The organism is Streptomyces noursei (genome assembly GCF_001646665.1).
GTDB classification, from domain to species: Bacteria; Actinomycetota; Actinomycetes; order Streptomycetales; family Streptomycetaceae; genus Streptomyces; species Streptomyces lavendulocolor.
The window spans coordinates 89,414-109,119 of record NZ_LWBU01000011.1; the positions used below are offsets into that span (position 1 = coordinate 89,414).

18 protein-coding genes and 1 tRNA gene are annotated in these 19,706 nt (G+C 72.0%); 11 read left to right on the forward strand and 8 right to left on the reverse strand.

Features of this window, described 5'->3' with window-relative positions:
* Window positions 1-131: 131 nt before the first annotated feature.
* The 3 genes from A4V12_RS01185 (at window position 132) to A4V12_RS01195 (ending at window position 3,008) form a co-directional block, all read left to right on the forward strand.
* The gene (locus tag A4V12_RS01185; RefSeq protein WP_064067256.1) at window positions 132-1,514 is read left to right on the forward strand and encodes an aspartate aminotransferase family protein; all 1,383 of its coding nucleotides are present in this window, start codon (window positions 132-134) and stop codon (window positions 1,512-1,514) included.
* 66 nt (window positions 1,515-1,580) lie between these two features.
* Window positions 1,581-2,261 (forward strand): GntR family transcriptional regulator, encoded by a 681-nt coding sequence (locus tag A4V12_RS01190; RefSeq protein WP_064067257.1) that lies wholly within the window; start codon window positions 1,581-1,583, stop codon window positions 2,259-2,261.
* A 96-nt stretch (window positions 2,262-2,357) separates the two neighbouring features.
* A complete protein-coding gene (locus A4V12_RS01195) occupies window positions 2,358-3,008 on the forward strand; it encodes a hypothetical protein (protein WP_064067258.1) in 651 nt (216 codons plus the stop codon).
* A 24-nt stretch (window positions 3,009-3,032) separates the two neighbouring features.
* Here the strand turns inward: A4V12_RS01195 and A4V12_RS01200 are convergent, their stop codons facing one another.
* Window positions 3,033-3,782, reverse strand: a complete 750-nt coding sequence (locus tag A4V12_RS01200; RefSeq protein ID WP_064067259.1) for an SLATT domain-containing protein — start codon at window positions 3,780-3,782, stop codon at window positions 3,033-3,035.
* A gap of 304 nt (window positions 3,783-4,086) precedes the next feature.
* Between A4V12_RS01200 and A4V12_RS01205 the strand changes: the two genes are divergently transcribed.
* From A4V12_RS01205 to A4V12_RS01235, 7 genes are all read left to right on the forward strand, one after another.
* Complete coding sequence (locus A4V12_RS01205; RefSeq protein WP_079136718.1) at window positions 4,087-4,428, forward strand: YbaB/EbfC family nucleoid-associated protein; 342 nt, start codon at window positions 4,087-4,089, stop codon at window positions 4,426-4,428.
* Between the two features lie 127 nt (window positions 4,429-4,555).
* On the forward strand, window positions 4,556-5,155 hold the full coding sequence (gene recR / locus A4V12_RS01210; RefSeq protein ID WP_064067261.1) for a recombination mediator RecR: 600 nt from the start codon (window positions 4,556-4,558) through the stop codon (window positions 5,153-5,155).
* Window positions 5,148-5,807, forward strand: a complete 660-nt coding sequence (locus A4V12_RS01215; protein WP_064067262.1) for a DUF5063 domain-containing protein — start codon at window positions 5,148-5,150, stop codon at window positions 5,805-5,807. Before recR ends, A4V12_RS01215 begins: the two co-directional genes overlap by 8 nt.
* A 331-nt stretch (window positions 5,808-6,138) precedes the next feature.
* On the forward strand, window positions 6,139-7,410 hold the full coding sequence (locus tag A4V12_RS01220) for an aspartate kinase (protein WP_064067263.1): 1,272 nt from the start codon (window positions 6,139-6,141) through the stop codon (window positions 7,408-7,410).
* A gap of 142 nt (window positions 7,411-7,552) precedes the next feature.
* The gene (locus A4V12_RS01225; RefSeq protein ID WP_064067264.1) at window positions 7,553-8,611 is read left to right on the forward strand and encodes an aspartate-semialdehyde dehydrogenase; all 1,059 of its coding nucleotides are present in this window, start codon (window positions 7,553-7,555) and stop codon (window positions 8,609-8,611) included.
* Window positions 8,612-8,907: 296 nt separating this feature from the next.
* Window positions 8,908-9,618, forward strand: a complete 711-nt coding sequence (locus A4V12_RS01230; RefSeq protein WP_079136720.1) for a SigE family RNA polymerase sigma factor — start codon at window positions 8,908-8,910, stop codon at window positions 9,616-9,618.
* Entirely contained in the window at window positions 9,615-10,805 is a 1,191-nt protein-coding gene (locus A4V12_RS01235; protein WP_234372031.1) for a hypothetical protein, read from the forward strand. The genes A4V12_RS01230 and A4V12_RS01235 overlap by 4 nt, the downstream gene beginning before the upstream one ends.
* Before the next feature lie 416 nt (window positions 10,806-11,221).
* Here the strand turns inward: A4V12_RS01235 and A4V12_RS01240 are convergent, their stop codons facing one another.
* The 6 genes from A4V12_RS01240 to A4V12_RS01260 form a co-directional block, all read right to left on the reverse strand.
* On the reverse strand, window positions 11,222-12,019 hold the full coding sequence (locus A4V12_RS01240; protein ID WP_064067265.1) for an SURF1 family protein: 798 nt from the start codon (window positions 12,017-12,019) through the stop codon (window positions 11,222-11,224).
* Between the two features lie 22 nt (window positions 12,020-12,041).
* Window positions 12,042-13,862 carry a S9 family peptidase gene (locus A4V12_RS01245; protein WP_064067266.1) on the reverse strand — a complete coding sequence of 607 codons (1,821 nt, stop codon included), beginning with the start codon at window positions 13,860-13,862 and terminating at the stop codon, window positions 12,042-12,044.
* A 123-nt stretch (window positions 13,863-13,985) separates the two neighbouring features.
* Window positions 13,986-14,459, reverse strand: a complete 474-nt coding sequence (locus A4V12_RS01250; RefSeq protein ID WP_423544132.1) for a DUF7144 family membrane protein — start codon at window positions 14,457-14,459, stop codon at window positions 13,986-13,988.
* Window positions 14,460-14,639: 180 nt separating this feature from the next.
* A tRNA-Pro gene (locus A4V12_RS01255) sits at window positions 14,640-14,713 on the reverse strand.
* A 28-nt stretch (window positions 14,714-14,741) separates the two neighbouring features.
* On the reverse strand, window positions 14,742-14,876 hold the full coding sequence (locus tag A4V12_RS39640) for a hypothetical protein (protein WP_350497991.1): 135 nt from the start codon (window positions 14,874-14,876) through the stop codon (window positions 14,742-14,744).
* Window positions 14,877-15,132: 256 nt separating this feature from the next.
* Window positions 15,133-16,071 carry a metallophosphoesterase gene (locus A4V12_RS01260; protein ID WP_064067268.1) on the reverse strand — a complete coding sequence of 313 codons (939 nt, stop codon included), beginning with the start codon at window positions 16,069-16,071 and terminating at the stop codon, window positions 15,133-15,135.
* Window positions 16,072-16,149: 78 nt separating this feature from the next.
* On the opposite strand from A4V12_RS01260, the gene A4V12_RS01265 reads away from it, so the two are divergent.
* Window positions 16,150-16,614, forward strand: a complete 465-nt coding sequence (locus A4V12_RS01265; RefSeq protein ID WP_064067269.1) for a GatB/YqeY domain-containing protein — start codon at window positions 16,150-16,152, stop codon at window positions 16,612-16,614.
* Between the two features lie 277 nt (window positions 16,615-16,891).
* On the opposite strand, the gene A4V12_RS01270 is transcribed toward A4V12_RS01265, so the two are convergent.
* Window positions 16,892-19,144, reverse strand: coding sequence for a transglycosylase domain-containing protein (locus A4V12_RS01270; RefSeq protein WP_064067270.1), 2,253 nt, complete (start codon window positions 19,142-19,144; stop codon window positions 16,892-16,894).
* Window positions 19,145-19,706: the final 562 nt, after the last annotated feature.

The window sequence follows — 19,706 nt, forward strand, 5'->3', positions numbered from 1 at the left end:
CAGGAGGCTGTCAACCCCTCCGGTGGTGCCACCGGCGGGTCCGTCGCCCCGACACCCTGCCGATCCCGGCGGCTCTCGGCATACAAGATGGCCATACCGGCGCCCGTCGGCGCCTCCTTACCCTGAGCGGCATGACCCCTCATGCCGACCCCGCCGCCTCCGCCGCTCCCGCCGACCCCGCGGCCGGCGCCGCCGTCAAGGCGGCCGACCGCGCGCACGTGTTCCACTCCTGGTCCGCCCAGGGACTGATCGACCCGCTCGCCGTCGCCGGCGCCGAGGGGGCGTACTTCTGGGACTACGACGGAAACCGCTACCTCGACTTCACCAGCGGCCTCGTCTACACCAACATCGGCTACCAGCACCCCAAGGTCGTCGCGGCGATCCAGGAACAGGCCGCGAGGATGACCACCTTCGCGCCCGCCTTCGCCATCGACGTGCGCTCCGAGGCCGCACGCCTCATCGCCGAGCGCACGCCCGGCGACCTCGACAAGATCTTCTTCACCAACGGCGGGGCCGAGGCGGTCGAGAACGCCGCCCGGATGGCCCGGCTGCACACCGGCCGCCCCAAGATCATGAGCGCCTACCGCTCGTACCACGGCGCCACCTCCACCGCGATCAACCTCACCGGCGACCCGCGCCGCTGGGCCTCCGACACCGCCTCCGCCGGCGTGGTGCACTTCTGGGCGCCGTTCCTCTACCGCTCGCCCTTCTACGCCGAGACCGAGGCGCAGGAGTGCGAACGCGCCCTCCAGCACCTGGAGGACACCATCGCGTTCGAGGGCCCGCAGTCCATCGCCGCGATCATCCTCGAAACCGTCCCCGGCACCGCCGGCATCATGACCCCGCCGCCCGGCTACCTCCCCGGCGTCCGCGCGATCTGCGACCGGTACGGCATCGTCCTCGTCCTCGACGAGGTCATGGCCGGCTTCGGCCGCACCGGCGCGTGGTTCGCGGCCGAGCACTTCGGCGTCGTCCCCGACCTGCTCACCTTCGCCAAGGGCGTCAACTCCGGGTACGTGCCCCTCGGCGGCGTGGCGATCTCCGCGGAGATCGCCGCCACCTTCGACAAGCGGCCCTACCCCGGCGGCCTCACCTACTCCGGCCACCCCCTCGCCTGCGCCGCCGCCGTCGCCACCATCCGGGCCATGGAGGAGGAGAAGGTCGTCGAGCAGGCCGCCCGCCTCGGCGAGAACGTCCTCGGCCCCGGCCTGCGCGAGCTGGCCGAACGCCACCCCGCCGTCGGGGAGGTCCGGGGAATGGGCGCCTTCTGGGCGCTGGACCTCGTACGGAACAGGGAGACGCGCGAGCCCCTCGTCCCGTACAACGCGACGGGCGAGGCGAACGCCCCGATGGCCGCCTTCGGCGCGGCCTGCAAGAAGAACGGCCTGTGGCCCTTCATCAACATGAACCGCACCCACGCCGTCCCCGCGTGCAACATCACCGAGGCGGAGGCCAAGGAAGGACTCGCCGCCCTCGACGCGGCGCTCACCGTCGCCGACGAGTACACCGTGTAACCGCCTCCATGCGCCCCCTCCGCCTGGCTTAAGGTGTGCGGAACCGGACGGAGGGGGCCAGAAGCCATGCCCGCGAGCGGAGCTGTGACCCGCAACACCCTGCGGCAGCAGATCGCGGACGCGCTGCGTGACGAGGTGCTCGCGGGGCGTCTCCAGCCCGGGCAGGAGTTCACGGTCAAGCACATCGCGGACCAGTACGGAGTGTCGGCGACGCCCGTACGGGAAGCGCTGGTCGACCTCACCGCCCAGGGCCTGCTCGACTCCGACCAGCACAAGGGCTTCCGCGTCCACCGGTTCTCGGTCGACGACTACCGGGGCATGGTCGAGGCTCGCGCCCTCATCGTGGACGGCATCTTCCGCCGCCTGGCCGAGCGGGTCGGCCCACCGCACGCGCACGGGGCACCGCTGGTGTCGGTACGGCGGCGGGCCGAGGAGGCGGCACGGGCGGCGCGCGCCGGTGACCTGGACATCCTCATCGGCTACGACCTGCGGTTCTGGCGGGAGCTCAGCGGCTTCGTCGCCAACCGCTACATCGCCGACTTCCTGCACCGGCTCCGCGTCCAGGCCTGGGTGTTCGCCGTCCCCCACCTGCGGACCGCCCGCGAGCCCGGCGCCTGGCTGTGGAACGGCCACGAGGAGCTGGTCGACGCGGTCACCCTCGGCGACCCCGACGCCGTGATGGCGGCGATCGACGCGTACAACGCGCACTCCCTGCGGTGGGCCGACCATCTGGACGGGCTGCGCTGACGGCTCTTACCGCTCATGACGGGTGGGTAGGGGATGTGCACCCGCGCCGCGCACTACCCTGTCCCGCCGAAGCAACTGATGGAGAGCGAGTCTCCCTTGGCCTGTGACCTGTGGTTGGTCCCCCTCGTCGACGTGCTGTGCCACAGCCCCGACAACCCCTTCGCCGAAGAGATCGCCGTGTACGACAAGGCCCTCACCGCGGCGGGCCTGCCGACCGTGCCCGTCTTCGCGTACATGCCCGGCCTGTCGGGCGACGTCGCGCCGGTGGCCGGCTTCGACTACGACGCCCTGCACTTCCTGCGCCGCGCCTACCTGCTCCAGATCTGCGGTCTCGCGGTCACGCCCGTCGACGAACTGGGCGGGGACTACGAGCAACTGCTGGAGATGTTCGAGTCGACGGCCCAGCAGTCGCACCTGGTGTGGCACTACGACCACGCGGGCGCCTACGTGCCGGTCGACTTCCCCACGCCGCTGTCCAACGAGGAGCTGCTGGCGGGCGGCGGCCCGCTCGGCTCCGCCCAGGGCCTGCTGCGGGAGCTGGAGTACGTCGCCCCCTCGATCGGCATCGACCCGGCGAACCCCCCGGCCGCGCCCCACCCTCCGGAGCGCCCCACGGCCCTGGAGGAGCCCGCCGGGCCGATCCCGCACGACGACAGCCCCTTCGCCCGCGAGCGGCACGTGTGGCTCGGCCTCCACGCGGCGGCCACCCGCAGCCTGGGCCAGGGCTCGATGATCATTTTCAGCTGACGCCCGACGGGGCTCCGCCCCTGATCAGCGGGGCTCCGGCGGACGCTGCCGCGGCATGTTGGGGCGCGTGCCCGGAGGGAGCGGGAACCGCCCGGAAGGGTGGCTGCCCTCCGTCCGGGGCGGCGCGCAGGCCAGCGTCGACTGCATCACCAGCGGCGCGGGCCCCGACCGGAACTCCACCATCCAGTCCGCCGTCTCCGCCCGCACCAGCTCCGTCACGTCCTCCGAGAACCGCCGCAGCACCCCCAGGCACCGCTCCGCGGCCTCGCTCGCCGTGCCCTCGGTCGGGCCCAGCACCTCCCGGATGCTCTCCGCCGCCCAGTCGAACTGGAGCGCCTGGAGCCGCCGCTGCACCGCCTGCGCCGTCGCCACGTCCCGCATCCAGCCGGACGTGAACCCGAAGTACCGGTCGCACGCCAGGCACGCGGCGGCCAGCAGCAGGGACAGGTACCCCCAGCCCGACGCCCCCTCCAGCGCGCCCGTCAGGTCCAGCAGCGGCAGCCCGGCCCCCGCGATCGCGCCCAGCGCCGTACCGATCCGCAGCGTCCGGGCGCCGCGGCGCTTCCAGGCCCGGTCCTCCAGGTACCACTCGGCCGTACGCAGCGCCTGGCCCTCGACCCAGCGGTACAGCTCGTCCAGCCGCTCCGCCGGCTCGCCCCAGTCCCCGAGCGGAAAGGGCCGGCCGGTCAGATCGCCACCGGGGCCGCCGTACCGGTCATGGCTGTCGCCCTCCCCCCGGGCGGGGCCCCCGGGCTGCATCTCCGGCTGGCTCACCGGGGCACTCCTCTGCGCTCTGCGTGACAATCCGTGACGTGCGGTCTGCGGGTCTGCGGGTCCGTAAACGTGCGGGCGGTGCGGTGCGCGTGTGCGTACTGGTGCGCATGCCCTTTCCTACCGCCGAATGGTGGGCCGGGAGCGCGGAATCCCGGTATTTCCGCCCGCAAGAGGGCCTTGATCAGCTAGGGGGCGCGCCAGGATTCCACCCGAAGGAGTGAAGGCCGGTGGGTGGGGCGGACCGTCCGGCGACCACGTAGGCTCGGCATACCGAATACTCATCGTCGAAATGCCAGGAGTGACCGTGATTCCCGGTGGTGGCCAGCCCAACATGCAGCAGATCCTCCAGCAGGCCCAGAAGATGCAGCAGGACCTCGCCCGCGCCCAGGAGGAGCTGGCGCAGACCGAGGTCGACGGGCAGGCGGGCGGCGGCCTGGTGAAGGCCACCGTGACCGGCGCCGGCGAGCTCCGCTCCCTGGTCATCGACCCCAAGGCGGTCGACCCGGAGGACACCGAGACCCTCGCCGACCTCGTCGTCGCCGCCGTCCAGGCCGCGAACGAGAACGCGCAGGCGCTCCAGCAGGCCAAGCTCGGCCCGCTGGCCCAGGGCCTGGGCGGCGGCGGGATCCCGGGCCTCGGTTTCTAGCCCCCGGACGGGGGCACGGTCCGCCCCGCGAGGACGGTCCGGCGGGGCGGGCTCCGGCGCCCGCCCTTCTAACCCGTACGCATTGCAACTACCGTAAGCATCACAGCACTCCACGAGAGGCGTTCCGTTGTACGAAGGCGTGGTTCAGGACCTCATCGACGAGCTGGGCAGGCTGCCAGGCGTCGGTCCCAAGAGCGCCCAGCGGATCGCCTTCCACATCCTGCAGGCCGAGCCCACCGACGTACGCCGCCTCGCCCATGCCCTCCTCGAGGTCAAGGACAAGGTGCGGTTCTGCGCCGTGTGCGGCAACGTCGCGCAGGAGGAGCGGTGCGGTATCTGCCGGGACCCGCGCCGTGACGAGGCGGTCATCTGCGTGGTCGAGGAGCCGAAGGACGTCGTCGCGATCGAGCGGACGCGCGAGTTCCGTGGGCGGTACCACGTGCTCGGCGGCGCGATCAGCCCGATCGAGGGCGTCGGCCCGGACGACCTGCGGATCCGCGAGCTGCTGGCCCGTCTCGCGGACGGAACGGTCACCGAGCTGATCCTCGCGACCGACCCCAATCTGGAGGGGGAGGCCACCGCGACGTACCTGGCGCGCATGGTCAAGCCCATGGGCCTGAAGGTCACGCGCCTCGCCAGCGGACTTCCCGTTGGCGGAGACCTGGAATACGCCGACGAGGTCACGCTCGGGCGAGCGTTCGAAGGGAGACGACTCCTCGATGTCTGACGCCACACTGCACGCGCACTCGCTGGACCCCGACAGTTTCGCGGTCCAGATCGCCGACTCGATCGAGTCCTTCATCGTCGCCACCACCGAGGTGGCCAAGGGCGACGAGCCCGACAGCGCGGTCCCCTTCCTGCTGCTGGAGGTCTCCCAGCTGCTGCTCACCGGTGGCCGGCTGGGCGCGCACGAGGACATCATCCCGGAGGAGCGGTACGAACCGGACACCGGTCCGGACGTGGACGTCGACGAGCTGCGGATGCGGTTCGCGACCATGCTCGACCCGGTGGACGTCTTCTCGGAGGTCTTCGACCCGTACGAGCCGCGCAAGGCGCCCGTGCCGTGCCGCATCTCGGACAACCTGGCCGACATCGTCATGGACCTCCGCCACGGGCTGGCCCACTACCGGGCGGGCCGCACCACGGAGGCCCTGTGGTGGTGGCAGTTCTCGTACTTCTCCAACTGGGGCCCGACCGCGTCGGCGACCCTGCGGGCCCTCCAGTCCCTCGTGTCCCACGTACGCCTCGACCAGCCGCTGGAGGAGCTGGACGGGCTCGACACGGACGAGGACCTCACGGAGGACGCCCTGGCGGAGGAGGCGGGCCGCGTGATGGCGCAGGAGATCCTCGGCCCGCTGGGCATGCGCACGGTCAAGTAGCCGCCGCCCCGCTTTCCAGGCCTCCCGGAGCCCGGCCCGGACCCCGACCCGGACCCGGACTCCGACCCGGACCCGGTCACGCCCTCGCCCGCGTGCCGGGTCCGCGCCATGTTCTGAGGCGTGGGCGGCGCGGCGTGCGGCCGTCCGAGGTGACCCGGCACACATTCCGCGTACGCCCGGCGGTGACGGGCAGGTACTGGCCGAGCGGCCGTGAAGCGCCCCACGATGATCACGTCGTGAGCGGGACATCTCACGATGTGGTATGGCGGGGGCGTTTCCCGGCCGCTCGTTAGACTGAGCTGACCGCAAACGGACTGAGCGAGGAGCGCACGTGGGCCTTGTCGTGCAGAAGTACGGAGGCTCCTCCGTTGCCGATGCCGAGGGCATCAAGCGCGTCGCCAAGCGAATCGTCGATGCCAAGAAGAACGGCCACCAGGTGGTCGTCGTGGTTTCGGCGATGGGCGACACGACGGACGAGTTGATCGATCTCGCCGAGCAGGTATCCCCGATCCCTGCCGGGCGTGAGTTCGACATGCTGCTGACCGCCGGAGAGCGGATCGCCATGGCCCTGCTGGCCATGGCGATCAAAAACCTGGGCCACGAGGCCCAGTCGTTCACGGGCAGCCAGGCAGGCGTCATCACCGACTCCGTCCACAACAAAGCGCGCATCATCGATGTCACGCCGGGCCGGATCCGTACGGCGCTCGACGAGGGCAACATCGCCATCGTCGCGGGCTTCCAGGGCGTCTCCCAGGACAAGAAGGACATCACCACCCTCGGGCGCGGCGGGTCGGACACGACCGCCGTCGCGCTCGCCGCGGCGCTCGACGCCGAGGTGTGCGAGATCTACACCGACGTCGACGGTGTCTTCACCGCCGACCCCCGGGTCGTGAAGAAGGCCCGGAAGATCGACTGGATCTCCTTCGAGGACATGCTGGAGCTCGCCAGCTCCGGCTCCAAGGTGCTGCTGCACCGCTGCGTCGAGTACGCACGCCGTTACAACATCCCGATCCACGTCCGGTCGTCCTTCTCGGGACTCCAGGGCACGTGGGTCAGCAACGAACCGCGAGGGGACCGCAAGGTGGAGCAGGCCATCATCTCCGGTGTCGCCCACGACACGTCCGAGGCGAAGATCACCGTCGTCGGGGTGCCGGACAAGCCGGGCGAGGCCGCCGCGATCTTCCGCACCATCGCGGACAACGAGATCAACATCGACATGGTGGTGCAGAACGTCTCCGCCGCGTCGACCGGGCTGACCGACATCTCCTTCACGCTGCCCAAGGCGGAGGGCCGCAAGGCCATCGACGCCCTGGAGAAGCAGAAGGCCCTCATCGGCTTCGAGTCCCTGCGCTACGACGACCAGATCGCCAAGATCTCCCTGGTCGGCGCGGGCATGAAGACCAACCCGGGTGTCACGGCCGGCTTCTTCGAGGCGCTGTCCGACGCGGGCGTGAACATCGAGCTGATCTCGACCTCCGAGATCCGCATCTCGGTCGTCACCCGCGCCGACGACGTCAACGAGGCCGTCCGCGCCGTCCACACCGCCTTCGGTCTCGACTCCGACTCCGACGAGGCCGTGGTGTACGGGGGCACCGGGCGGTGACGAGCCGCTGGGACCGGTCGCCCGGGTGTGACCGGTCAGGCTTGTCCGGCCCGTCGGACCTGCCGGGCCTCTCCGGGCGGGCATACCTGTCGGGCCGGTCGGACCTCTCCGGCCTGGCGTACCTGTCCGGCCGGTGGAGCCGGTGACGCACCGCAAGCCGGCGCTCGCGGTCGTGGGAGCGACCGGGGCCGTCGGCGCGGTGATGCTGCAGATCCTGTCGCAGCACGCCGACATCTGGGGCGACATCCGCCTGATCGCCTCCCCGCTCTCGGCCGGCCGCAAGCTGACCGTGCGCGGCGAGGAGGTCGAGGTCCTCGCGCTGTCCGAGGAGGCACTGGAGGGCGCCGACGTGGCGCTGTTCCTGGTGCCCGAGGCGGTCGCCGCCCAGTGGGCACCGGTCGCCGCCGCCAAGGGGACGGTGGTGGTGGACACCTCACCGGCGTTCCGGGCGGACCCGGACGTCCCGCTGGTCGTCCCCGAGGTCAACCGGCACTGCGTACGCGTCCGTCCGCGCGGGATCGTCGCCTGCCCCGGCGACACCACGCTGGCGCTGATCGTCGCGGTGGGCGCGCTGCACGCCGAGTTCGGCCTGACCGAACTGGTCGTCTCCGCGTACCAGGCGGCGAGCGGCGCCGGGCAGGGCGGTGTCGCCGCGCTGCGCGAACAGCTGTCGGTGGTCGCCGGTACGGAGCTGGGCACCTGCCCGGGCGACGTGCGCCGCGCCGTCGGCGACGACACGGGGCCCTTCCCCGCCCCGCTGGCGCTGAACGTCGTGCCCTGGTCGGGTTCCCTCCAGGAGGGCGGCTGGTCCTCGGAGGAGCTGCGCGTACGCGGCGAGACCCGCAGGATCCTCGACCTGCCGCAGCTGCCGGTCGCGGCGACCTGCGTCCGTGTGCCCGTGGTGCACGCCCACTCGGTGTCCGTGCACGCCCGCTTCGAGACCGAGGTGTCGGTGGGGCGGGCGCACGAGATCCTGGCGACCTCGCCGGGCGTGGTGCTGTACGACGACCCGTCGTCCGGGGACTTCCCGACGCCGGCCGACGTCGTGGGCACCGACCCGACGTGGGTGGGGCGCGTACGGAGGTCGCTGGACGACGAACGGGCGCTGGAACTGTTCGTCTGCGGCGACAATCTGCGCAAAGGCGCCGCTTTGAACGCCGCTCAGATCGCGGAGGCCGTGGCCGCCGAGATCTCGGCCTGATCCGGGGCGGAATCCCCGGTGAACGCCCCATCAGATCTTTGTAGGATCTGTGAACGCCCTGTGAGCAAGTCTTCGGCCTGTGCCGCTTGAACTGGGGTGATGGCATGTTCGACGATGCATTCCCCCTTGCTGCAACCGGTGGTCGGGCGGGAAGCGTCTATGCGGTCGTCCCTTCGCGGCGCCCGTGACATTCGGGGCATTGGGGAAGAGCGGGTACGCATGAGGGCAAACGTCGCACCGTCAAAAGCGGCTGCGTGCGCGTACAACCCTGACGGGGGGAAGCGTGTCCAACAGGCGTGGCAGAGGTACTCGACATCGCAGCGGTGGTCCCGCTCCGCACCCGTGCGGCCGGAGCCGGGGCGGTCGTCGGCGTGGGCGCGGTACGCCCGCTCCGGCGTCCCCGTCAGCCCGGCGGCATGCCGGTGATCGCGCCCATGCCCGCTGCTAGGCGCACGACCCGTATCCCGTCCCAGCGCGGCGCCGCCCTGAGCGCCGACGAGACGACGGTGGCCGCGGGGACGACCGTCGATCACCTCACCGAGACCTACCGCGCCCACTACCGGTCGCTGCTGGGTCTCGCCGCGCTGCTGCTGGACGACACCGCCTCGTGCGAGGACGTCGTCCAGGAGGCGTTCATTCGCGTCCACTCGGCGCGGCGCCGCGTACGTGACCCCGAGAAGACCCTCGCGTACCTGCGCCAGACCGTGGTCAACCTGTCCCGGTCCGCGCTCCGCCGCCGCATCCTCGGTCTGAAGCTGCTGTCCAAGCCGATGCCCGACATGGCGAGCGCGGAGGAGGGCGCATACGACCAGCTGGAGCGCGACGCGCTCATCAAGGCCATGAAGGGCCTCCAGCGCCGTCAGCGCGAGGTCCTGGTGCTGCGGTACTTCGCGGACATGACCGAGGCGCAGGTCGCGGAGACGCTGGGCATATCGCTCGGCTCGGTCAAGGCGTACGGGTCACGTGGCATCGCGGCGCTGCGCGTCGCCATGGAGGCCACGGCATGACGGAACAGAGGCACGGGTTCGGGCAGGACCGACCCGACGGGCCGGACGGGCCGTTGAACGAGAACGACCGGACTGGGAACGGAATTGTGAACAACGGGCCGGAAAACGACCTCCCGGACCACGACGAGTTCGTCGTCGACGAACTGGCACTGCGCAGCATGCTGCAGGGCGCCGTGCAGGACCTGCGGCCCGCCGACGGCACCCTGGACCACCTCCGCCGGGCGGTCCCCGCCCGCCGGGCGCGCAAGCGGCAGGCCCTGGTGGGCGTCGCCGCGGCCGCGCTGCTGTTCGGCACGGCGGTCCCCGCGTTCGTGCACGTCGCGGGCGCCGACGGCACCTCCGACGACCGGCCCGTGAACGCCGGCCACGGCGAGCAGGTGCAGGGCGGCACGGGCGAGGAGGCCGACGACACCCCGGGCGGACCGGGCGGGCCCAGCACCGGAGCCGGCCAGGGCACCAGCGGCGCCGGCGAGGGCGGCGAGGCCACCCCCGACAAGCCCGGCGAGCCCGCGGCCGGCACCTCGGACGGCACCGTGGGCGGGACGGCGGCGCCCGGCAGCGCGGTACCGGACACCGTGGCCCCGTGCGAGGCGGGCCAGCTCGGCGTGACCGCCGCGGAAGCAGGCCAGCCCGACGCCGAGGGCAAGGTGTACGGCACCTTCCGCATCGCGAACGTCTCGGGCACCGACTGCTCGATCACCGGCGCCGGCGGCGTGGCCTTCCAGGCGGCGGGCGCGGCGGACGCGGCGAAGATCTCGGTCGTCGGCCACACGGCGGGCGACCCGGCGACGGGCCTGCCCGACCCGTCCGTCGAGGCGGCCGCCCCGCTCCTGCTGAAGCCCTCGAACGCCTACGAGGTGAAGTTCGCCTGGGTGCCCAGCGAGACGTGCCCGATCAACGGCGGCGGCAGCGGCGGCACCGGCGGGGCCACCGGCGGCGGCGAACCCACCCCGGACCCGTCACCGTCGTCGGACGACACGGCGGCCGGCTCGGCCGGCTCCGACCCCACCGCCGGGACGGCCGTGGAGCCGCAGCTCGCCAAGGCGGACGACGGCGACGGCACCCGCGCGGAGGGCAGCGTCACGGTCACCCACACCGCGGAGCCGGGCGGTCCGTCCGCCGAGACCACGATCCCGAACGCCTGCGCCGGCACCGTCTACCGGACGGGCCTGCTGCCCACGCAGTGACCCACCGGCCGGGCGCCGGGCCACAGGCCCCGCCCGGCCGCGGTCCCACCCCCACGCGCTGCCCGCCGCCGCATCCGCCGGCGGCCTCGCCCACCCACGGACACCCGCCGGCCGCAGCCGGCCGCACAGCATCCGCAGCCACAGGCATCCGCATGCACCCACAGGCGTCGGAGCCCCGCAGCCGGCGGCACGCACCCACAGGCATCCGCCAGCCACAGGCGTCCGTCAGCCGCAGCTGGCCGCATGCACCTACAGGCGTCCGCCAGCCGCAGCCGGCCCACAGCATCCGCAGCCACTGGCACCCACAGGCATCCACATCACCCACAGGCGTCCGCAGCCGCAACCGGCGGCACACACCCGCAGGCCTCCGCCGACCGGACCGGCCGCACGCGCCCAGCCGCGGCTGTCGCAACCCGCTAGACGGACCCCGCCCGCTCCACCGGGGCGGCGGCCGGTGCGGCCTCGGCGGCCGGCGCGAGGCCGAGGGCCTCGTCCCGGGCCTGCTCGGCCTCGCGGCGGAACAGGCGGAACCACATGAAGAGCACGAAGCCCGCGAAGGCGAACCACTCGCCGGTGTACCCGAGGTTCTGGAACGCCTTGAGGTCCAGCCCGCTGCCCTCCGGGGCGGTCGCCGGGACGGGCGTCAGACCCGCCGGCGCGGCCGTCAGGGTCACCCAGGCGTCGTACACGTCGTCGTCGACGACGTTCACCAGGGACGCCGCGCTGATCATGCCGACCTGACCCCGCGGCAGCGCTCCCGCCGCGTGGACGCCCGCGCTCCCGGTGTGCTCCGAGGCCTGGAGCGCACCGGTCACGGTGACCTCCCCGGCCGGCGGGGCAGGCACCTTGCCGCCCGCGGGCAGCCACCCGCGCACCACGGGCAGCGACTTCCCGCTGCCGGTGCGCAGCAGCGTCAGGACGTACGACCCCGGCCTGCCGTCCAGCTCGCGCTGCGGCACCAGGAACTGCTCCCCGTACCGCCCCGTCGCCGTGGCGTGGCGCCCCGAGGTCTCCTTGTCGACCGGCAGCAGCTCGTCGAGCGGCGCGGCCTTCACCGTGCCCGGGTCGGGCCGCCGCTCCGCCTCCTGGTGCGAGTCGACGCGGTCCTCGAACCTGCCGAGCTGCCAGGTCCCCATGAAGACGCAGAAGGGGATCGCCAGCACGACGAAGATGTTGATCCCCCACCAGCGGGGCGTCGTCAGGAACCGGTACACACCCCCACGGTACGGAACACCGTCACCTCCCCTCCGCGCGGGTCCCCGGCTGCGGCAGGTGCCGGGCGGCGAAGGCCAGCTCCAGCCGCACCTGCTTGATCCGCTCCTCCACCACGAGCGAACCGTGCCCCGCGTCGTACCGGTACACCTCGTGCACCGCGTCCCGGGCGGCGAGCCGGTCCACGTAGTTGTCGATCTGCCGGATCGGGCAGCGGGGGTCGTTCACGCCCGCCGAGATGTACACCGGAACCCGCACCCGGTCGACGTACGTGATCGGGGACGATGCCTCGAACCGCTCGGGCACCTCCTCCGGCGACCCGCCGAAGAGGGTGCGGTCCAGCGCCTTCAGGGCCTCCATCTCGTCGTGGTACGCGGTGACGTAGTCCGCGACCGGGACGGCGGCGATGCCCAGCGCCCAGGCGTCGGGCTGGGTGCCGAGCCCGAGCAGGGTGAGGTAGCCGCCCCAGGAGCCGCCCGTGAGGACCAGCCGGGCGGGGTCGGCCAGACCGGAGGTCACCGCCCACTCCCGTACCGCCGCGATGTCCTCCAGCTCGATCAGGCCCACCCGGTGCTTCAGGGCGTCCGTCCACTCCCGCCCGTACCCGGTCGAGCCCCGGTAGTTGACCCGGACGACCGCGTACCCGTGGTCCACCCAGGCCGCGGGAGCGGCGGCGAAGGCGTCGCTGTCGTGCCAGGTCGGCCCGCCGTGGATCTCGAACACCGTCGGCAGCGGCCCCCGGGCGCCGGCCGGCCGCTGCACGAGCGCGTGGATCCGCCCGCCCGGCCCCGGCACCCACACGTCCTCCACCGGCACGGAGGCGGGGGGCTTCATCCCCGGCGGCTCCAGCACGACACCGCCCGCCGTGGACCGCACCACCGGCGGACGCTCGGCGGAGGACCACAGGTACTCCACGGCACCGTCCGGACGCGCCGTCGCGCTCGACACCGAACCGGCCGGGGTGTCCACCCGCACCTGGCGGCCGGTGGCGATCTCGTACCGCCACAGCTCGCTGCGCGCCTCGAAACTGTGGACGATCAGCAGCCCGGACCCGTCCGGGTACCACTCCGCCGACACGTCACCGGGCAGGTCGAGCCCCAGGTCCGTCTCCGCGCCGGTCGCCACGTCCCACAGCATCGGCTCCCAGCGCCCCCGCCGCTGGTGCCCCACGAGCAGCCGGGTGTCCCCGTCCACCGGCGCGAAGCCCAGCACGCCGAGCCCGAGGGCCTCCGTGCCCCCCTTGCTGTCGTCCAGCTCGGCCACCACGGCACCGTCCGGCCGGACCACCCGCAGCGCCGCGTGCATGGCGTCACCGTGCTCCGTGTGCTCGATCGCGATGAGCGTCCCGTCGTGCGACAGGTCGCCGACCCCGGCCGACTCCCGGTGCCGGTAGATCTCCTCCGGCGGCCGCCCGGGCCGTACGACATGGATCGTCGAACCCTCGTCGTCGGTGGACCGCCCCACCACGGCGGTGCCGTCCCGGCCGATGGCCAGGCCCCCGGGATACGAGGCCGCCAGTCCGGGCGCCGCCGGTACGTCCTCCCCGCCGGCGAACGGCTGGCGCATCCACACCCCGAACTCGTCGCCGTCCGTGTCCGAGAACCACCAGATCCACTCGCCGTCCGGGGACAGCACCCCGTCCGTCGTCCCGTTCGGCCGGTCGGTGACCTGCCGCTGCCCGCCGGTCTCCCTGTCCCACGCGTACAGCTCGTACGTCCCGGTCGCATTGGACACGAACAGCGCCCGGCTCGGCGCGTCCCACGCCCACTCGGGCAGGGACACCCGCGGAGCCCGGAACCGCTTCTCCCAGTCGGGCATGGCCTGCGTATCTGTCGGCTCAGTCATGCGTCCATGTAACCCGATCGCCCCGACAATCCGTCCGCCCCGTCCGCAACCTGTGGATAACCTCCACCACGGACCCGGGAGGCGCGGGCCAAAGCCGCCCCGCGAACCGGGGACGACCGGGGCCTAGCGCCCCTTCGGCGCGGCGGGTCCCGTGTCCTCGGCGCACAGCGCCCAGATGACGAAGATGCCGATCGCGATCGAGACGATGGCCCACACCGGCTGGTAGGGCAGCCAGATGAAGTTGGCGATCACGGCGAGCGCGGCCAGCGCCACCCCGCCCGCCTTCGCCCACTCCGCCCCGCTCAGGATGCCCGCGCCGACGACGGCCACCAACAGCCCGAGCACCAGGTGGATCCAGCCCCACGCGCTGACGCTGAACTCGAAGACGTACTCCCCGACGCGCCCGTAGACATCGTCCTCGGCGATGCCCGCGATGCCCTGGAGCATGCCGAGCACGCCCTCCACCATCATCAGTACGCCGGCGAACATGACCCCACCGGTCGCCCACCCGCCCCCACCGCGGGGCTCGCCGTGGGCGTCGTGATGGGCGTACGCGTGCGGAACCGGACCACTGGGTCCTTCGGACGGGTTGCTCATCCCCCGAGCGTGCCGCCCCGCCCCCCACCCGGCGACCCCACGCCCCCAACCGGGTGACGCGCGGCCACGACACCAGGGGCTCGTACGTCTTGACGGGGAGCCGTCGGGCAGCTGGCGGCACACAACGAATCAGGGCCGGTTTCCCGTGAAGGAAACCGGCCCTGATCAGTAACTCAGCTGTCGGGGTGGCGGGATTTGAACCCACGACCTCTTCGTCCCGAACGAAGCGCGCTGCCAAGCTGCGCTACACCCCGATGTCGCCGTGTGTCCCGGCGACGTCGTTTACTTTAGCCCACCGGCGCCCGGAGACGAAATCCGATTCTCGCGGGCCCGCAGGCTGGGGCGGATCCGGTCCAGGGCGATCAGGGCGAGGGCCAGGGCGTGGAAGAGGAGGCCCAGGACCAGGGCGCGCTGCAGGACGCCGGGATAGCCGTGGGCGGTGACGTCGAGGAAGGGGTACGGGTAGCGGGCCGGGGTGCCGGGGGAGAGGAGGGCGCCGCGGGCGGGCCGGCTCGGCCAGGGGCAGGTCGATCACGATGCCGGTGACCGCCGCCGCCGCGATCAGCAGGCGGAAGGCGGCGGCGTACGGGCGGCGGACCGGCGGGACGACCGCCGATGCGGGCACATGCGTCGAAAACGGGGCAGTCATCACTCCACGGTAGGGGGAGGGTGATCAGTCCCGGGGGGTCAGGGTCAGCAGCGTGGCCTCGGGCGGGCAGGCGAAGCGGACCGGGGTGTAGCGGTTGGTGCCGCAGCCCGCCGAGACGTGCAGGTACGCGGTGTTGCCCGCGGCGCGGTGCGTGGACAGGCCCTTCACCCGGTCGGTGTCCAGGTCGCAGTTGGTGACCAGCGCCCCGTAGAAGGGGATGCACAGCTGCCCGCCGTGCGTGTGGCCCGCCAGGATCAGGGGGTAGCCGTCGGCGGTGAACGCGTCCAGGGAGCGCAGGTACGGGGCGTGGACCACGGCCAGGGACAGGTCGGCGTCCGGCTCGGGGCCCCCGGCGACCCTGTCGTACCGGTCCCGCTTGATGTGCGGGTCGTCGAGGCCGGTGAAGGCCAGCTCCAGGCCCTCCAGCTTGAGGCGGCCGCGCGCGTTGGTGAGGTCCAGCCAGCCCGCCGTGTCGAAGGCGTCGCGGATGTCCTCCCACGGGTTGTGCACGGCGCCCACGGCCGGCGCGTTGCCGTTCAGCCCGTGCCGCCCCTGGGCCTTCTCCAGCAGGTAGCGGGCCGGGTTGCGCAGCTTCGGGCCGTAGTAGTCGTTGGAGCCGAAGACGTACACGCCGGGGAAGTCCAGCAGCGGGCCGAGCGCGTCCAGCAACTCCGGTACGCCGTTCGGGTCGGACAGGTTGTCACCGGTGTTCACCACGAAGTCCGGGCGCAGTCCCGCCAGCGACTGGAGCCACGCCCGCTTCTTGCGCTGTCCGCCCACCATGTGGATGTCCGACACCTGGAGCATCCGCAACGGCCGCGTGCCACGCGGCAGTACGGGAACGGTGATCCGGCGCAGCCGGAAGGAGCGGGCCTCGAACCCGGCGGCGTAGGCCAGACCGGCCGCGCCGACCGCCGCGACTCCTGCGGTGACTTTCAGGGGAACTCCGTATCGCGCGCGCATGCCTCCATCGTCCCAGAACGGCGGTGGCGCGGGAAATGCGCGGGCGTGCAGGTCATCGCACCTGCCACACTTGTCCGCATGACCACGCTCAAGTCCAAGCTGCAGGAAGACCTCAACGCCGCGATCAAGGAGCGCGACGAGCTGCGCTCCTCGACGCTCCGGCTGACCCTCGCCGCCATCACCAAGGAGGAGGTCGCGGGCAAGGAGAAGCGCGAGCTCTCCGACGACGAGGTGCAGAAGGTGATCGCCAAGGAGGCGAAGAAGCGCCGCGAGGCGGCCGAGGCCTTCGGACAGGGTGGCCGTGCCGAGCAGGCCGAGCGTGAGCGTGCCGAGGGCGTCATCCTCGACGCGTACCTGCCGCAGCAGCTCGGTGACGACGAGCTGAAGCAGATCGTCGCCCAGGCGGTCGAGGAGGCCAGGGCCGCCGGCGCCGAGGGCCCGCGGGCGATGGGTGCCGTGATGAAGATCGTGAACCCGAAGGTCGCCGGCCGCGCCGAGGGCGGCCGCGTCGCCGCGGTCGTCAAGCAGCTGCTGGCCGGCTGAGGCCGCTCGCCGGGGGCCCTCGCCGAGCGCTCGAAGGACGGTCGGTGGTTTCCCGTGGGCGGCGGGTCCGGTCCGTACGGCCGTCGCTGCCAACCGGTGACCGGGCCCCCGTGACCGGCGGTCCGTGACCGGCGGCCCGTGATCCGGCGGTACGTGATCCGGCGGTACGTGGCCCAAGGCCCGGGCCGCCGCGCGACCCGCGCCAGGGCCTCGGACGACAAAAGGGGCGCCCCACCGGTGTGTACCGGTGGGGCGCCCCTTCGCGTCGGACGGGGCGTCAGCGCCAGCCGCCGTTGCCCTGGCCGCCCCGCTGGTTCCCGCCGCCGATCAGGTCCGGCGGGATGGTGATGCCGTCCCACGGGTCACGGGGCTCGTCGTCGTCACCGCCGCCGTCACCGCCACCGCCGCCGGTCCCGCCGCCGGGCTTGTTGTCGCCGCCCGGCTTGTTCTTGTCCGCGGGTTCCTTGGGCGCGTCGGGGATGTGGATCTTGACGAAGTCGGGCGCCTCGTGGCCGTCCAGGGCTCCGGTCATGGCGTCCTTCCAGATCGGGCCGGGCACCTTTCCGCCGAAGACCTTGTCGTGGTACTCGCCGCCGATGGTGATGTACTCCATCTCGACGTCCTGGCTCGGCGAGCCGACCCACACGGCGCCCGACAGGTTCGGGGTGTAGCCCACGAACCAGGCGTTCTTGCGGCCGTCCGTCGTACCGGTCTTGCCGGCGTTGTCGCGGCTGCTGAGGCCCGCGGACTGGCCCGTACCGGAGTCGATCACACCACGCAGCAGGTTGTTGATGGTGTCGGCCGTCCGCTCCGACATCGCCTTGGAACAGTCGGTCTTCGGCACGGCGAGGCTCTTGCCGTCCGCCGTGCTGATCGACTCGATGGCGGTCGGGGTGCAGTACTTGCCGCGGTTGGCGAAGGCCGCGTACGCCGACGCCATGTTCAGCGGCGAGATGCCGTTGGAGCCGAGGGTGAGGCTGGACGGGCGCTCGGGCAGCTTCTCGTCGTTGCCCATGACCACGTCGAGCTTGTCGGTCATCTCCACGACCGGGCACATGCCGATCTCGCCGATCATCTGCACGAAGTACGTGTTGACCGACATGGCCATCGCGTCCTTGAGGTCGTACGGGCCGACCTCCGACTCGTTCTCGTTCTCCACGGTGTCCCCCTGGTTGACCCAGGGCTTGCCGCTGCACGTGGAGACGGACGACGGGTAGGGCATCTGGTACGGCGACGGGTACACCTGCGTCGGCGGCTTGCCCTGCTCTATGGCGGCGGCCGCGACGAAGGGCTTGAACGTCGATCCGGTCGGGAAGCCGTAATTCGAGCCGCCCATACCCTTGTTGACCGAGTAGTTGATCTGGGTCTCGTTCTTCCCGAAGCCGTACGGCCGGGACTGGCCCATCGCCAGGATCTTGCCCGTGCCGGGCTGGACCATCGTCACGGCCGTGGCGACCTTGTCGGTCTGGTAGACGTGCTTCCGGATCGACTCCTGCGCCGACTTCTGCGCCTGCGGGTCGAGCGTCGTCTTGATCGTCAGGCCGCCCTGGTTCCAGACCTTGCTGCGCTCCTCGCGGGTCTTGCCGAAGACCTTGTCGGTGAGGAAGACCTCGCGCACGTAGTCGCAGAAGAAGCCGGCGCCGTCGACGGCGGTGATGCAGCCGTTCTTCGGCTTGCTGACCTTCAGCTTGATGGGGATGGACCGGGCGCGCTCCGCCTCCGCCTCGCTGATGTCACCGACGGCCGCCATGCGCGTGAGCACGACGTTGCGGCGCTTGGTCGCCTCCTCGACGTCGTTGACGGGGTCGTAGCGGCTCGGCGACTGGACGATGCCGGCCAGCATCGCCGCCTCCTCCAGGGTGAGGTCCTTGGCCCGCTTGGAGAAGTACCGCTGGGACGCGGCCTCGATGCCGTACGCCTGCTGCCCGAAGAAGGTGATGTTGAGGTAGTTCTCGAGGATCTTCTTCTTCCCGAGCTCCTCCTCGACCTGGATCGCGTACTTCAGCTCCTGGATCTTGCGGCCCAGGGTCTGCTGGGTGGCCTGGGCGACCTTGTCGGGGTCGTCGCCGGCCTCCTCCACGAACACGTTCTTCACGTACTGCTGGGTGAGCGTCGAGGCGCCCTGCGCGACACCGCCCGACTGGGCGTTGCGGTTGAGCGCGCGCAGCACGCCCTTGAGGTCGATGGCCCCGTGCTCGTAGAAGCGCGAGTCCTCGATGGCGACGATCGCCTTCTGCATGTACGGGGAGATGTCCTTGAGGTCCACGACCGTGCGGTCACGGGAGTAGACCGTGGCGATCTGACCGCCCTGCGCGTCCAGGATCGTGGTGCGCTGGCTCAGCGGGGGGCGCTTGAGGTTGGCCGGGATCTCGTCGAACCCCTGGACCGTGCCCTTCGCCGCGAGCCCCAGCGCTCCCGCGGCGGGCAGGGCGATGCCCGCCAGTACGGCTCCGGCGAGCACGCTGACACCGACGAACTTGGCGGCCTGCTGGGTCCCGGTCAGACCACCGCCCGAGCGCTTCTTTGGCATGGGCCAAGCCTAATCCGTCGAGGGTGGCGTTCCGCGGGAGCGGGGGCCTCATGGGACGTACGCGTACCAGGTTGTGACATGGGCCGAAGGGGTGAGTGGGCGAAACGGGCGCCTCGCGCCGCGGGCGGCGGCCGGCGGGGGAGAGGCGAAGGTGCCCGGGAGGACGGGGGTGACCCGGGAGCGGGCAGGGCGGCCCGGGAGCGGGCAGGGCGGCCGGACGGGGAGGGCCGGCCGGGAGGGGGAGAGCCGGGAGGGAGCGGGGGCGGGGCGGGCGGCCTCCCTCGTTTTCCGGACACGCGTACAGGCCTTGGCCTAAGCTGGTCACAACTGTCACAGCAGTTGCACCCCCTGCACGAACCCCGCGTTCCCGAGCCGCGGTGGTCCCTGTCCGTTTCCCCCTGATGCGTCGGCCCGCGCCCCTTCTGGCTCAACCAGTACGCCCGGTGCTGCGTCATTTATGACGCATGTCCTTCGCTCACTCCCCTGGGTGATCTGCCGCCTACGCATAGTCCGTTCGGACCATTCAAGATTGGGCCCGAAGGGGGTGTTGCGCTGTGCCCAC

Coding starts and splice junctions, on each gene's coding strand:
- A4V12_RS01185 (WP_064067256.1), top strand. CDS start 132: ATGACCCCTCATGCCGACCCCGCCGCCTCCGCCGCTCCCGCCGACCCC.
- A4V12_RS01260 (WP_064067268.1), bottom strand. CDS start 16,071: ATGCGCGCGCGATACGGAGTTCCCCTGAAAGTCACCGCAGGAGTCGCG.
- A4V12_RS01270 (WP_064067270.1), bottom strand. CDS start 19,144: ATGCCAAAGAAGCGCTCGGGCGGTGGTCTGACCGGGACCCAGCAGGCC.
- A4V12_RS01190 (WP_064067257.1), top strand. CDS start 1,581: ATGCCCGCGAGCGGAGCTGTGACCCGCAACACCCTGCGGCAGCAGATC.
- A4V12_RS01215 (WP_064067262.1), top strand. CDS start 5,148: ATGTCTGACGCCACACTGCACGCGCACTCGCTGGACCCCGACAGTTTC.
- A4V12_RS01265 (WP_064067269.1), top strand. CDS start 16,150: ATGACCACGCTCAAGTCCAAGCTGCAGGAAGACCTCAACGCCGCGATC.
- A4V12_RS01250 (WP_423544132.1), bottom strand. CDS start 14,459: ATGAGCAACCCGTCCGAAGGACCCAGTGGTCCGGTTCCGCACGCGTAC.
- A4V12_RS01245 (WP_064067266.1), bottom strand. CDS start 13,862: ATGACTGAGCCGACAGATACGCAGGCCATGCCCGACTGGGAGAAGCGG.
- A4V12_RS01235 (WP_234372031.1), top strand. CDS start 9,615: ATGACGGAACAGAGGCACGGGTTCGGGCAGGACCGACCCGACGGGCCG.